Source organism: Geomonas sp., assembly GCF_056994735.1.
In genome coordinates this window covers 1-12843 of the sequence record NZ_JBXKJL010000098.1, presented here as the reverse complement: position 1 = coordinate 12843, position 12843 = coordinate 1, and the positions used below count along the sequence as shown (strand labels likewise).

General features: G+C 60.5%; 14 protein-coding genes and 2 tRNA genes. 13 read left to right on the top strand and 3 right to left on the bottom strand.

Annotated elements, in window-relative coordinates:
* The first annotated feature begins 2 nt into the window (after positions 1 to 2).
* Both AC11W3_RS04555 and AC11W3_RS04550 read left to right on the top strand, forming a co-directional pair.
* Positions 3 to 1022, top strand: a complete 1020-nt coding sequence (locus AC11W3_RS04555; RefSeq protein ID WP_484091611.1) for a glycosyltransferase family 2 protein — start codon at positions 3 to 5, stop codon at positions 1020 to 1022.
* Positions 1023 to 1087: 65 nt separating this feature from the next.
* Positions 1088 to 2161, top strand: coding sequence for a glycosyltransferase family 9 protein (locus tag AC11W3_RS04550; protein ID WP_484091690.1), 1074 nt, complete (start codon positions 1088 to 1090; stop codon positions 2159 to 2161).
* Here the strand turns inward: AC11W3_RS04550 and AC11W3_RS04545 are convergent.
* Together AC11W3_RS04545 and AC11W3_RS04540 are read right to left on the bottom strand one after the other, a co-directional pair.
* A complete protein-coding gene (locus AC11W3_RS04545) occupies positions 2081 to 2680 on the bottom strand; it encodes a GGDEF domain-containing protein (RefSeq protein WP_484092569.1) in 600 nt (199 codons plus the stop codon). The genes AC11W3_RS04550 and AC11W3_RS04545 overlap by 81 nt on opposite strands.
* Before the next feature lie 178 nt (positions 2681 to 2858).
* Complete coding sequence (locus AC11W3_RS04540; protein ID WP_484091612.1) at positions 2859 to 3044, bottom strand: hypothetical protein; 186 nt, start codon at positions 3042 to 3044, stop codon at positions 2859 to 2861.
* Positions 3045 to 3310: 266 nt separating this feature from the next.
* Here AC11W3_RS04540 and AC11W3_RS04535 point away from each other — a divergent pair, with 266 nt between their 5' ends.
* From AC11W3_RS04535 to AC11W3_RS04485, 11 genes are all read left to right on the top strand, one after another.
* On the top strand, positions 3311 to 4015 hold the full coding sequence (locus AC11W3_RS04535) for a four helix bundle suffix domain-containing protein (RefSeq protein WP_484091613.1): 705 nt from the start codon (positions 3311 to 3313) through the stop codon (positions 4013 to 4015).
* Positions 4016 to 4113: 98 nt separating this feature from the next.
* Positions 4114 to 4188 (top strand) — tRNA-Val (locus AC11W3_RS04530).
* An 81-nt stretch (positions 4189 to 4269) separates the two neighbouring features.
* On the top strand, positions 4270 to 6180 hold the full coding sequence (thrS, locus tag AC11W3_RS04525) for a threonine--tRNA ligase (protein WP_484091614.1): 1911 nt from the start codon (positions 4270 to 4272) through the stop codon (positions 6178 to 6180).
* A gap of 11 nt (positions 6181 to 6191) precedes the next feature.
* Positions 6192 to 6716, top strand: coding sequence for a translation initiation factor IF-3 (gene infC, locus AC11W3_RS04520; RefSeq protein WP_484091692.1), 525 nt, complete (start codon positions 6192 to 6194; stop codon positions 6714 to 6716).
* Positions 6717 to 6743: 27 nt separating this feature from the next.
* The gene (gene rpmI / locus AC11W3_RS04515) at positions 6744 to 6941 is read left to right on the top strand and encodes a 50S ribosomal protein L35 (RefSeq protein WP_484091615.1); all 198 of its coding nucleotides are present in this window, start codon (positions 6744 to 6746) and stop codon (positions 6939 to 6941) included.
* Positions 6942 to 7102: 161 nt separating this feature from the next.
* Positions 7103 to 7456, top strand: a complete 354-nt coding sequence (rplT, locus tag AC11W3_RS04510) for a 50S ribosomal protein L20 (protein WP_484091616.1) — start codon at positions 7103 to 7105, stop codon at positions 7454 to 7456.
* Positions 7457 to 7533: 77 nt separating this feature from the next.
* Positions 7534 to 8550 (top strand): phenylalanine--tRNA ligase subunit alpha, encoded by a 1017-nt coding sequence (pheS, locus tag AC11W3_RS04505; RefSeq protein WP_484091617.1) that lies wholly within the window; start codon positions 7534 to 7536, stop codon positions 8548 to 8550.
* A 189-nt stretch (positions 8551 to 8739) separates the two neighbouring features.
* Complete coding sequence (pheT, locus tag AC11W3_RS04500; RefSeq protein WP_484091618.1) at positions 8740 to 11145, top strand: phenylalanine--tRNA ligase subunit beta; 2406 nt, start codon at positions 8740 to 8742, stop codon at positions 11143 to 11145.
* Between the two features lie 92 nt (positions 11146 to 11237).
* A complete protein-coding gene (locus AC11W3_RS04495; protein ID WP_484091619.1) occupies positions 11238 to 11519 on the top strand; it encodes an integration host factor subunit alpha in 282 nt (93 codons plus the stop codon).
* 2 nt (positions 11520 to 11521) lie between these two features.
* Positions 11522 to 11860 (top strand): MerR family transcriptional regulator, encoded by a 339-nt coding sequence (locus AC11W3_RS04490; protein WP_484091620.1) that lies wholly within the window; start codon positions 11522 to 11524, stop codon positions 11858 to 11860.
* A gap of 13 nt (positions 11861 to 11873) precedes the next feature.
* Positions 11874 to 11950 (top strand) — tRNA-Pro (locus tag AC11W3_RS04485).
* A 78-nt stretch (positions 11951 to 12028) separates the two neighbouring features.
* On the opposite strand, the gene AC11W3_RS04480 is transcribed toward AC11W3_RS04485, so the two are convergent.
* Positions 12029 to 12421 carry a VanZ family protein gene (locus AC11W3_RS04480; protein WP_484092566.1) on the bottom strand — a complete coding sequence of 131 codons (393 nt, stop codon included), beginning with the start codon at positions 12419 to 12421 and terminating at the stop codon, positions 12029 to 12031.
* Between the last annotated feature and the right edge of the window lie 422 nt (positions 12422 to 12843).

Genomic DNA, 12843 nt, shown 5'->3' with positions numbered 1-12843 from the left:
CAGTGTCCCAACCGGCCCAGATCCCTGAGATAAGCGTGGTCATCGCCTCCTGCAACCGCAGGAAGGAGCTGGAGGGGTGCCTCGCCTCGCTGGCCGCCCAGCGGGGGGGGGAGGGGCGCTTCGAGCTGGTGGTGGTCAACGACGGCTCGCGGGACGACACCGCCGCCTTCTTGGAGGAGTTCCGTGGGCGAGCCCCCATCCCGGTCACCGTGGTCAACCAGGAGAACGCCGGGGTGGCCGCCGCCCGCAACCGGGGGGTCGCCCTGGCGCGGGGCGCCCTGATCGGCTTTACCGACGACGACTGCCTCCTCCCCGAAGACTGGATCGCGACCGCCCTGGCCCTGTGGCGGGAGACCCCGGACGCGGTGGCCGGGATCGGGGGGCCGCTGGACACGGTCTGCAACGGGGAGGGGACGGTGGCCCGCTACCTCGAGTACCTCGACGAGTTCAACCATGTTCCGGTGCTGACCCCGCTGCTGGTCCGCCCCAGGCACCTGAGCCGCCTTCGCGGCCAGGAGACGGTGGCCTACCTGCGGACCTCCAACTCCTTCTTCCAGGCCCGGGTGCTGCGCGAGGTGGGAGGCTTCGACGAGCGCTTCCGGCGCCCGGGTGGGGAGGATCCCGATCTCTGCTACAGGATACTCAAGGCCGGCTACGGGCTTCAGTTCACCCGTGCCCTGCGGCTCAAGCACCTCTCCCGCTCCGATTTCCGCTCCTATTTCGGCTCGCTCAGAAACTACGTGCGGGGTGAATTCATCAACAGTTCCAACCGGGAGCTCTACCCGGAGGGGGCCATCCGCCGGAGCTACGCCGTGATTCCTCTGCAGAAGGTGGTCGCCCTGGGTCTCGGGGTGGCGACCTTCCCCCTGGCGGTACTGTCGCGGATCAGGGCGCATGGGAGAGTGGATGGAGACTGCCTGCTCTTTCCGGCCCTGCAGGTGGCCTCCAAGGCTGTGGCCCTGAGGACGGCCTGGGCCGAGCAGTTGAGCAGGCTGGGGGGCGGGAAGCCTTCGGCTGGCTGAAATTCGACGGGGAGGGAGCGGCCTTCGAGGTGCATTTACCGGTAGTGAGGAAGACGTTGAACCGAGTGGTCTTGCTGAAAAAGATTGATGCGATAGTCGGTGCCGTGGGGGCCGCCCTGCTTCCTGGTCCCCGTGAAGGGGGGGGCGGGGAGGTTCGCCGCATCCTGGTGATCCGTCCCGGCGGTATCGGCGACGCCGTGCTGCTCATCCCCGCTCTCAACGCCCTGAAACAGCATTTTCCGGAGGCGGAGCTGACGGTGCTGGCGGAAAAGCGCAACGCCGCCGCCTTCTCCCTCTGCCCGGCGGTTGATCGCGTCTTCCTTTACCACGAACCTTCCCAGCTCGGCCAGGTGGTCAGGGGAGGGTACGACCTGGTGATCGACAGCGAGCAGTGGCACCGTCTCTCCGCCGTGGTCGCCCGGCTGGCCCGCGCCCCCGTCTCCATCGGCTTCGCCACCAATAACCGGAAACGCCTCTTCGCCCGCAGGGTCCGCTACGCCCACGACCGTTACGAGCTCGACAGCTTCTTCGACCTGCTGGCTCCCCTGGGGATCGAGGCGCCGCTCTCCCGGGAGGCTCCCTTTCTTTCGTTGCCGGAAGAGGCCAGCGTACGGGCTGCCGAGTTCCTCGCCACCGACCGGCCTCTGGTGGCCATCTTTCCGGGCGCCAGCATCCCGGAGCGGCGCTGGGGAGCGGAGCGCTTCCGGCGGGTCGCCGATCATCTGGCGCTGAGGGGACTTGGTGTGGTGGCGGTAGGTGGGGAAGGCGACGCAGTGGATGGCGCCTACATTGTGAAGGGTTGCGGTGGGGTCAACTTGGCCGGCAAGACCGCCCTGGTGGAAACCGCGGCGGTTCTGGCCCGCTGCCTGCTCCTCGTGTCCGGCGATTCGGGGCTGCTCCATCTGGCGGTCGGGTTGGGCGTTCCCACCGTCTCCCTCTTCGGGCCGGGGATCGAGACGAAGTGGGGGCCGAGAGGGGAATTCGACCTGGTGCTCAACAGCAATCTGTCCTGCTCTCCCTGCACCCGCTTCGGCACCACGCCTCCCTGCCCCAGCGGCTCACGCTGCTTGGCCGAAATCGCGCCTTCTGAGGTGGTCGACGCCGTCATGAGGGTACTGGACCGCCGCTTCCCGGAGTGAATACCGCATCACCTCCTCCCCTAACAGGGGCGGGGGAACCGGGGGAGGGTGCCACCCGGTTGCGGCCTGCTTCGCCTGGTAAAGCCCCTCGTCGGCCCGTTTCAAAAGCGAGGCGGGAATGTCGTCCGCGGTCAGCTGCGCCACTCCGAGGCTGATGGTCACCCGCAACTCAGTTCCCCCGGTTACGACGGCCATCTGCTCAACCGAGCACCGGAAGCGTTCCCCCAGCAGCGAGGCGTTGCCGAGGGTGGTCTCGGGAAGGATGCAGCAGAATTCCTCGCCGCCGTAGCGAACCAGGCAGTCCGTTTTTCTGATGCTGCTCGCCAGTCTCTCCGAAACTTCCCCAAGAACCCTGTCCCCCGCCTCGTGGCCGTGCTGGTCGTTTACCTTCTTGAAGAAATCGATATCCAGCATGATCACGCTCAAGGGGCTGTTGTAGCGCGTGTGCCTCTTGCACTCGTCGGGGAGCCTTTTGTCGATGTAGCGCTGGTTGTAGGCGCCGGTGAGCCGGTCGCGGATGTTGAGCTCTCTAAGCCTGTGCTGTGTCAGTACGAGGTTGACAGTTGCGTCGTGCTTTCAGGTGACTGCTCCGACCGTAAGGCCCTTTTTTGAATCGAAAATTTGAGGGCGATTTGCTGCTAATGGCAGATCAATGATTACGGGGATGCGGAGCAAGCGATGAGAGTATTGCGGTCCGTCACTCCTTCGTCCCTTTGCTGAAGAATATGATCAGGAATTCGGAATCCTTTGGAGAAAGATCGAACTTGAAGATCGCCTCCTGGACCAGCGGCTGGACCGGCTGGTCGGGGTTCTCCAGGAGGTTCCCCGATATCCATTTCACCGCACGTCTCAAGTCATCGCCTTCCGGCAGCATGTCCCGCATCGCTTGCCTCCTCCGTTCTTCTTATCTCACCCATCCCTATTATATACAAACGACGACTAGCTTCGAAACAAGGTTCATGAAAAACCTGCCTTAGCAGGCACACGAGCGCCAAGGCCGGTGTACATGCCGTAGCTTGGGCGGGGAAGGAAAATGAACATAGGCGCTTCCCTGGCAGGGGAAGCGCCCCCGGTTTATGAGCGGCAACTCCGGTGCGGGGTGGTATAGTTTGTTGCCCTGTTGGTCCTAGGATGCCTTGGAGTTTCGCCGTGAACAAGTGTGGTGACCTCATCCTGCCTCATGGGGGATACCGGAAGCTGCGGAGCTTCGTCGTGGCATTGGCTGCGTACGATGGCACGGTGATCTTCTGCAACCGCTTCATTGACCGGCGCTCCCGCACCCATGACCAGATGGTGCAGGCGGCCCGCAGCGGCGTGCAGAACATCGCCGAAGGGTCGCTGGCCTCTGGAACCTCGAAGAAGACCGAACTGAAGCTGACCAACGTGGCCCGGGCCAGCCTGGAAGAGCTGATCAGGGACTACGAAGACTACCTGCGCCAAAACCGCTTGGCTGTGTGGGACAAGGAGTCCGAGCGTGTGCGGGCCATGCGGGCGCGGCTGGCGGGGAAGGTGGCAAAGGCAGGGGCGCTGACAAGTGGTCACTCGGACCGGTCCGCCTTGTCCGATCAGTCCGACGGGTCCGAGCTTTTCGATGAGCCCCTCCTGGCAGCCCTTGCCGCCTTGGAAAAGGCCACTGCCGAAGTCAGCGCGAACATTCTCCTTTGTCTGAGCCATCAGGCCAGCTACCTCTTAAGGCGCCAGTTCGAGCGCCTGGAGAGCGACTTCATTGAAAAAGGCGGCTTCACAGAAAGATTGTACCGGTACAGAAAAGAGCATCGCGGAGCAGTCACAGTGAAAGAATCAGTCGCCTGCAACCTCTCAGGCAGGTCAGAACAGTCACACAGGTCCGACTAGGCCATGCTCCAATGAGAAAAATTTTCCACCCTGAAACAAAAACTGTTGACTTTGGCCAAGCGAATTGGTAAAACGTCCGAGTTGCACAGCAGGACAACAGGCGCGTAGCTCAGGGGTAGAGCACTAGCTCGACACGCTAGGGGTCGGCGGTTCGAAACCGCCCGCGCCTACCATCCAGAAAGAAACCTTCTAACGAGGTTCGACGGAGGCATCGGGTTTCGATGCCTCTTTCTGTTTGTTCAAAGGGGCCCATGATGAACGAGATTACCGTAAAGCTTCCGGACGGGTCGCAAAGGACTCTGCAGGATGGGGCTACCATATACGACCTCGCCGCTTCCATTGGCGCCGGCCTCGCCAAGGCCGCCATCGCGGGAAAGATCGACGGGAAACTGGTCGACCTGAACTCCAAGCTCTCCGACGGCGCCGCCGTTGAGATCGTTACCGAGAAGAGCCCCGAGGCGCTGGAGATCATCAGGCACTCCACCTCACACCTCATGGCGCAGGCGGTCAAGCAGCTCTTCCCGCAGGCGAAGGTGACCATCGGTCCGGCCATCGAAACCGGTTTCTACTACGACTTCGACGTCGATCATCCCTTCACCCCGGAAGACCTGGAAAAGATAGAAGAGAAGATGCGCGAGCTGGCCAAGGCCGATCTCAAGATCGAGCGCCAGGAGCTTTCCAGCGCCGATGCCATTGATCTCTTCAAGAAGATGGGCGAGGACTACAAGGTCGAGCTCATCGAGGACCTGGGCGCCGAGTCGGTCTCCCTCTACAGCCAGGGCGACTTCACCGACCTCTGCCGCGGCCCGCACGTCCCCAAGACATCTTACATCAAGGCCTTCAAGCTCACCTCCATCGCCGGCGCCTACTGGCGCGGGGACGAGAAGCGCGCCATGCTGCAGCGCGTCTACGGCACCGCCTTCGGCGACAAGAAGGAGCTGGACGCTTACCTGGCGAGGATCGAGGAAGCCAAGAAGCGCGACCACAGGAAACTCGGCCGCGAGCTCGACCTCTTCTCCTTCTCGGATGAGGTCGGCGCAGGCCTGGTGATCTGGCACCCGAAAGGGGCCATGCTGCGCACCATCCTCGAGGACTTCGAGCGCAAGGAACACCTGAAGCGCGGCTACGACATAGTGCTCGGCCCCCAGATCCTCAAGACCGAGCTCTGGCAGCGTTCCGGCCACTACGAGAACTACCGCGAGAACATGTACTTCACCACGGTGGACGAGCAGAGCTACGGCGTGAAGCCGATGAACTGCCTCTCCCACATGATGATCTACAAGTCGCAGCTCAGAAGCTACCGCGACCTGCCGCTGCGCTACTTCGAGCTCGGCACCGTGCATCGCCACGAGCGCGCCGGCGTGCTCCACGGCCTCCTCAGGGTCCGCGGCTTCACCCAGGACGATGCCCACATCCTCTGCACTCCCGACCAGCTGGACGCCGAGATCAAGGGCGTTCTCTCCTTCGTCGCCGAGGTCATGAGCATCTTCGGCTTCGAGTTCGAGATGGAACTTTCCACCCGTCCTGAGAAGTCGATCGGCTCGGACGAGGCTTGGGAGCTGGCCACCAGCGCGCTCCTTTCGGCCCTGAAAGACTCCGGCAGGCCCTTCGAGATCAACGAGGGTGACGGCGCATTCTACGGCCCGAAGATAGACATCAAGCTCCGCGACGCGCTTGACAGGCGTTGGCAGTGTGCTACAATCCAGTGCGATTTTACCCTCCCGGAGCGTTTCGACCTCACCTATGTCGATGCCGACGGCGAGAAGAAGCGCCCCGTCATGGTACACCGGGTCATCCTGGGTGCCATCGAGCGCTTCATCGGTGTCCTCATCGAGCACTTCGCAGGGAACTTCCCGACTTGGTTGGCCCCGGTTCAGGCGACCATCGTCACGGTCACCGATAACCAGATCCCTTACGCGCAGGCCGCCTTCAATACCTTGCGCGCTGCCGGCATTCGGGTGCAGAAGGATTTCAGGAACGAAAAGCTCGGCTTCAAGATCAGGGAAGCCCAGCTGCAGAAGATACCGTACATGCTTGTGGTAGGGGACAAGGAGGTCGAAAGCGGCCTGCTCGCTCCGCGTTACCGCGACGGCAAGAACCTCGAAGGGATGACTCCCGAACAGTTCGTTGCCTTCATCGAATCCGAAGTTAAAAGCTTTAAATAGGAGGTGGCGTCATAGCTAAACCTACAGTCAACATCAATCAGACCATCAGGGCCAAAGAGGTTAGGGTAGTAGGTGCCGAGAGCGAGCAGCTAGGTATTCTTCCGCTTCGGGAGGCCTTGGCGCTGGCCGAAAGTCAGCAACTGGACCTGGTAGAGGTTTCGCCGACCGCCGTACCTCCGGTCTGCCGTATCATGGATTACGGCAAATTCAAATATCAGCAGAGCAAGAAGCAGCAGGAAGCCAAGAAGAAGCAGGTGCAGGTGGAGCTGAAGGAAGTCAAGCTCAGGCCCAAGACCGACACCCACGATCTCGAATTCAAGATCAAGCACGTGCGCCGCTTCCTGGAAGAGGGGAACAAGGCCAAGATCACCGTCGTCTTCAGGGGGCGTGAGATCACCCACCAGGAACTGGGAATGGCCGCCCTCGAGAAGGTTGCCGCCGAGCTCGCCGATATAGCAAATATCGAGGTCCGCCAGAAGATGGAAGGTCGCAGCATGTTCATGATCGTGGCCCCCAAGACCAAAGTGACCAAATAAACACCACCATTAAAGGAGTAGTAACCAATGCCTAAAGTGAAGACCCATAGGGGCGCCGCCAAGCGTTTCAGCAAGACCGGCTCGGGCAAGATCAAGCGTAGCCATGCTTTCACCAGCCACATCCTCACTTCCAAGACGAGGAAGAACAAGCGTAACCTCCGCAAGGGTGCGATTGTCGCCGCTACCGATCACAAGAACATCTCGCAGCTGATTCCGTATAAGTAAATCAGGGATTAGGGGCTAGGGACTAGAGACTAGGGACTGGTAACAGCATCTGCTGTGCCGGTCCAAGTTGCGTCCTGGCTCCATCCCTTGCCGAAGTCCGAGAACCGTGAGGAAACGTCTCCCCTTGCGGATCCGGCTAATAAAAACCAGAAGGAGTATGTATGCCAAGAGTAAAGCGCGGTTTTAAAGCGAGACACAGAAGAAACAAGGTATTGAAGCTGGCCAAAGGCTACCGGGGCGCCCGGAGCAAACTCTTCAGAAGCGCCACCGAGGCGGTGGATCGCGCTCTGAACTACGCGTTCAGGGACAGAAGGGTCAAGAAGCGGGACTTCAGGGCTCTCTGGATCACCAGGATCAACGCTGCGGCAAGGCTGAACGGTCTTTCCTACAGCAAACTGATCCACGGTCTGAAGCTTGCCAAGGTCGAGATCGACAGGAAAGTGATGGCCGATCTGGCTGTCTCCGATCCGAAAGGTTTCACGGCTATTGCCGAGGCAGCAAAAGCAAAGTTTTAAAACATACCGCGGGCATAAAAGAAGAAATGGGATAGCGATGTCTCATTTCTTTTTTTTTCCAAGCATAGGGTCATCTCATGAAGGATAAACTTGAAGGACTTTTGAATCAGGCTGTCACCGAACTCGGTCAGGCAACGACCGAAGACGGGCTGCAGGAGCTGCGGGTAAAGTACCTGGGCAAGAAGGGTGAGCTGACGGCCGTCATGAAGGGGCTGGGATCGCTTTCACCTGAGGAGCGCCCGGTCATAGGCCAGGTGGTGAACTCGGTGAAATCCCGCCTCGAGGAAGCTTTCGATGCCCGTGCCGTAGAGGTGCGTGAGGCTGTCAAAGCTGCCAGGCTTTCCGCCGAGAGGATCGACGTGACCCTGCCGGGGCGCCGCCGCCCGATCGGTTCGAGGCACCCGATCACCCTGGTCACCGAGGAGATCTGCTCCATCTTCGCAGCCCTGGGCTTCGCCGTCGCAGAAGGGCCCGAGGTCGAGCACGACTTCTACAACTTCGAGGCGCTGAACTTCCCGAAGGACCATCCCGCGCGCGACATGCAGGATACCTTCTTCGTCGGCGAAAACGTCCTCCTCCGGACCCATACCTCGCCGGTTCAGATCCGCACCATGCTGAAACAGCAGCCGCCGGTGCGCATCATCGCCCCAGGCACCGTCTACCGCTGCGACTCCGACGCCACCCACTCTCCCATGTTCCACCAGGTCGAGGGTCTGATGGTTGACAAGGGGATCACCTTCGGCGACCTCAAGGGGATACTGACCCTCTTCATCAGCCAGCTCTTCGGCTCCGACATCGGCGTCCGGCTTCGTCCCTCCTTCTTCCCCTTCACCGAGCCTTCGGCAGAGGTCGATATCGCCTGCGTGATCTGCCGCGGCAAGGGCTGCCGGGTCTGCAAGGATACCGGGTGGCTGGAGATCCTGGGTGCGGGCATGGTCGATCCCAACGTCTACGGCCACGTGGGGTACGATCCCGAGATCTACACCGGCTTCGCCTTCGGCATGGGGATCGAGAGGATCGCCATGCTGAAGTACGGCATCGCCGACATGAGGCTCCTCTTCGAGAACGATCTCAGGTTCCTGAAGCAGTTCTAAATCCCTCAAAGGCTCACCACAGAGGGATACAGAGGGAAACCCGAAAGGCGTTTAACAGGGATAGACAGGATGCACAGGATAACTGCAAAATGGGTTTCGCCTTAGGGCTTTATCCTGCATATCCTGGCCATCCCTGTCACCCGATTTTGATTTTTGGCATTTCAACCTGAAGCATAGAGTGGAATCGAAATGATAGTTACCTATAACTGGATCAAGGAATTCGTTGATTGCGAGCTGCCGCCGGAAGAGCTCTCCCACCTCCTCACCATGCTGGGCCTCGAGGTCGAGCGGATGGAAACGCTCGGGGGCGGGATGGACGACGTCGTCGTCGCCCAGGTCGTGGAAAAGGCGCAGCACCCCAATGCTGACAAGCTCTCCCTCTGCAAGGTCGACAATGGGAAGGAACTCCTGACCATCGTCTGCGGCGCCCAGAACTTCAAGGCCGGCGACAAGGTCGCCCTGGCCCAGATCGGCGCCACCCTCCCGGGCGACTTCAAGATCAAGCGCTCCAAGATCCGCGGCGAAGAATCCTTCGGCATGCTCTGCTCCGAGAGGGAGCTCGGCCTCTCCGATGAGTCCGCCGGGATCATGATCCTTCCCGAGGACTTCCGGCTCGGCACACCGCTCTTCGACGCCCTCGGCACCAAGGATACCATCTTCGAGATCGGCCTCACCCCGAACCGCGCCGATTGCCTGAGCGTGGTCGGTGTGGCCCGCGAGGTCGCCGCCAAGCTCGGCAAGAAGGTCCACTATCCGGGACACGAGGTGGTGGAAGAGGGTGCCCCGATCGAATCGATCACCTCGGTGACTATCGACGCTCCCGATCTGTGCCCGCGTTATACCGCGCGCCACATCTCCGGCTGCAAGCTGGCTCCTTCGCCGGCCTGGCTGTCGGACAGGCTGCGCGCCGCCGGCATCCGCTCGATCAACAACATCGTCGACGTGACCAACTACGTCCTCCTCGAGTACGGCCACCCGCTGCACGCCTTCGACTTCAAGCTCCTCGCGGGCGGCAGGATCGTGGTCGCCGCTGCCGGTGAAGGGGAGAAGTTCGTGACCCTGGACGGCCAGGAGCGCATCCTTACCGCCAACGATCTCACCATCCGCGACGCCGAAAAAGGTGTGGCGCTGGCAGGGGTCATGGGCGGCGGCAACTCCGAAATAGGGGAGGGGACCGCCGACGTCCTGCTGGAAAGCGCCTATTTCGACTCTTCCGCCATCAGGAAGACCTCCAAGCGCCTCGGCATCCACACCGAGTCCTCGCACCGTTTCGAGCGCGGGACCGACGTGGCCGGGCTGATCCGCGCCCTGGACCGTGCGGCCCAGCTCATCGCCGATCTCTCCGGCGGAACCGTCGCCAAGGGTGTCATAGACGCCTACCCGGAGCCGGTCGAGCCCCGCGTGATCACCGCCAGGGTCTCCCGCATCAACGCCGTCTCGGGACTCTCCCTCTCCGCACCCGAGGTGCAGGACCTCTTCGAGCGGCTCGAGTTCGAGGTGAGCGTGGAGTCGGAAGGTGTCTTCAAGGTGCGCGTTCCGCTCTTCAGGGTCGACATCGAGCGCGAGATCGACCTGGTCGAGGAGATCGTCCGCCTGAACGGCTTCGAGAACATCCCGGCCACCCTGCCGCGCGCCTCGGTCTTCTCCGATCTTCCCTCCGATGCCTTGAAGCTCACCACCCGGATCAAGGACCTGCTCGTTTCCCAGGGGCTCTCCGAGGTGATCAACTACAGCTTCGTCGCCCCGTCGAGCTGCGACCGGATACTCCTCCCGGCCGAGGACTTCCGCACCCAGGGCGTCAAGCTGCTGAACCCGATCTCCGACGAGCTGTCGGTGATGCGCACCACGCTCCTTCCCGGTCTGCTCGAGACGGCGGTCAAGAACATCAACTACCGCACCCTGAACATCCGCATCTTCGAGATGCGCCGCATCTACATCCCGGTTGAGGGTAAAGAGCAGCCGGATGAGCCGCTCTATCTCTCGGCACTTTTGACCGGGAGCCGCGAGCTGGAAGGGTGGAACCAGGGCAAGGGGGAGGTCGACTTTTTCGACGTCAAGGGGATCGTGGAGAACATCCTGGCCGACCTGAACGTCACCGGCGTGAACTACTCCGCGGCAGAGCTCGATCCCTACTATCACCCGGGCAAGGCCTGCCGGGTCCTTTCGGGCAAAAGGGTCCTCGGTTCCTTCGGCGAGGTCCATCCGACCGTCCAGGAGAACTACGGGATCACGGCTCCGCTCTACTACCTCGAACTCAACTTCGAGGCGCTGATTGGCGCCAGGAAGCCCAAGGAAACGGCCCAGGTGCCGTCACGATTCCCCTCCACCTTCCGCGACATAGCCATGCTTCTTCCGCTGGAGATCAGCGCCGCAGAGGTCATCTCCTGCGTCAAGAGCGTCAAGGCGCCCGAGCTGGAAGGGGTGGAGATCTTCGACCTGTACACCGGCGGCAACATCGCACAAGGGGAGAAGAGTCTGGCCATCCGCGTCCGCTACGGGTCCAAGGAAAGGACTCTAACCGACGACGAGGTGACCAAGTTGCACCAGCGTGTCATCGATGCACTGAAGAAAAAATTAAATGTTTCCTTTAGATAAAAAGGGGTTGCGAAAATAGAAACCCTATGGTATTAGATTAAGCCGCTGTCGAAAGCGCAAACCAATGAAATGCTGAAGCTGTTGAGGGGGTTATGACCAAAGCGGATATCGTAGAAAGAATTTATGAGAAGGTAGGTTTCTCGAAGAAAGAATCTGCCGAACTCGTTGAGACTGTATTCGACCTGATCAAGTCCACTCTCGAAGACGGCGACAAGATTAAGATAGCCGGCTTCGGCAACTTCGTGGTCAAAGAAAAGTCCGATCGCCGCGGCAGGAATCCTCAGACAGGTGAGGAGATCACGATCGTGGCCAGAAAGATCCTGACCTTCAAGCCCAGCCAGGTATTGAAGAGCGCCATCAACAGCCAGGGCTAAGGATGGAGACCGGGGTTCCGGACAAGCTTTACCTGAGGATCGGGGAAGTTTCCCAGTTGACGGGACTTCCGGCCTCGGTATTACGCTACTGGGAATCGGAGTTCAATTCCCTGGCGCCGAAGAAGAGTTCCACGGGACAACGTCTATACACCAAGAAGGACATAGAGCAGATAACCGAAATCAAAAAGCTGCTGTACGCCGAGAAGCTCACCATCGAGGGAGCCCGGAAGCGCCTCGAGGCGAGAAAAAGGAACCAGAAACCCGAGCAGTCCGGCGACAGACTCGTGGCCATTCTCGAGGATGTAAAGCTGGAACTAAGAAGTTTGCGGGATCTGTTGTAACACCAGGAATTATCGGTGCGTAGCGCAGCCTGGTAGCGCACTAGACTGGGGGTCTAGTGGTCGCTGGTTCGAATCCAGTCGCACCGACCATAATAACAGCCACTTAGCGGATTGCTAAGTGGCTGTCTTTTTTTCCGGCGCTATTTTACCGTCCGTTACCGCCAGCTGTCACCACTTTCCTATCAGCCGGATCTGCTTCCCCGATGCCGAAATCCAGAACTGGCCGTTGACGAGGTCCGAGATGATCGCTCCGGTGACCGCACCCAACGCGTCGGCGCCAAGGTCGGACCAGCTGAAGTATTCGTGCGGGGAGAATTCGTCGCCGATCTCGATGCCGAGGCCCGGGATGAAGGCGAGCCCCGCCGAGGCGGCCATGCGCTCGCCCGGTCCCATGCTGGTGGAGAGGTGATATAAGGTGCTGTCGATGGCGATCCCCAGCACGGTGGCGCCGCCGAAGTGCGCCACCTTGTCCGGCTCGACGGCGCAGGCGTTGCTGGAGAGTGCCAGCTGCAGCAACAAGACGCCGGCGGCGCCCAGTAATTTCCCACTCTTTGGTTTCATGCCGTCCTCTCGTTTTTTCTTCGGAGCGGCAGAAATGCCGCGCCCCTGGCCCATTGAAAGGTGACCCAGTGAAACGTTACCAAATCACCCATTAAAAGCAACTTCCGCCCCCCCGTTTGAAAGCCGTCCGCGCCGTGGAGGCTCCTTTTTTTACTTTCCGAGCACTTGCATATGTGGTACAACTGCGCCCGTCCATCATCCTTTTAGGCTTCGCTTGTCGATCCGTTTCACCGTCACACGCTTGGAATCGAGACACTTATGAAAAACAGATACCGCTCCTTGTACCTCCTGTGGCTGATCATCGTCGTTTTCTCCGCCGTCACCAGGACCGTGCTGCTCTTGAAGTCGGGGCAAAACCTGGAATTGACCCCTCTGCTCCTGGCGAAGATCTACGGGGTCGGCTTCCTCTTCGACTGCGTCAC

Excerpts from the sequence above, each read along its gene's own strand:
- AC11W3_RS04540 (WP_484091612.1), bottom strand. The coding sequence starts at position 3,044 with ATGCGGGACATGCTGCCGGAAGGCGATGACTTGAGACGTGCGGTGAAA.
- thrS (WP_484091614.1), top strand. The coding sequence starts at position 4,270 with ATGAACGAGATTACCGTAAAGCTTCCGGACGGGTCGCAAAGGACTCTG.
- rpmI (WP_484091615.1), top strand. The coding sequence starts at position 6,744 with ATGCCTAAAGTGAAGACCCATAGGGGCGCCGCCAAGCGTTTCAGCAAG.
- rplT (WP_484091616.1), top strand. The coding sequence starts at position 7,103 with ATGCCAAGAGTAAAGCGCGGTTTTAAAGCGAGACACAGAAGAAACAAG.
- pheS (WP_484091617.1), top strand. The coding sequence starts at position 7,534 with ATGAAGGATAAACTTGAAGGACTTTTGAATCAGGCTGTCACCGAACTC.
- pheT (WP_484091618.1), top strand. The coding sequence starts at position 8,740 with ATGATAGTTACCTATAACTGGATCAAGGAATTCGTTGATTGCGAGCTG.
- AC11W3_RS04495 (WP_484091619.1), top strand. The coding sequence starts at position 11,238 with ATGACCAAAGCGGATATCGTAGAAAGAATTTATGAGAAGGTAGGTTTC.
- AC11W3_RS04490 (WP_484091620.1), top strand. The coding sequence starts at position 11,522 with ATGGAGACCGGGGTTCCGGACAAGCTTTACCTGAGGATCGGGGAAGTT.
- AC11W3_RS04480 (WP_484092566.1), bottom strand. The coding sequence starts at position 12,421 with ATGAAACCAAAGAGTGGGAAATTACTGGGCGCCGCCGGCGTCTTGTTG.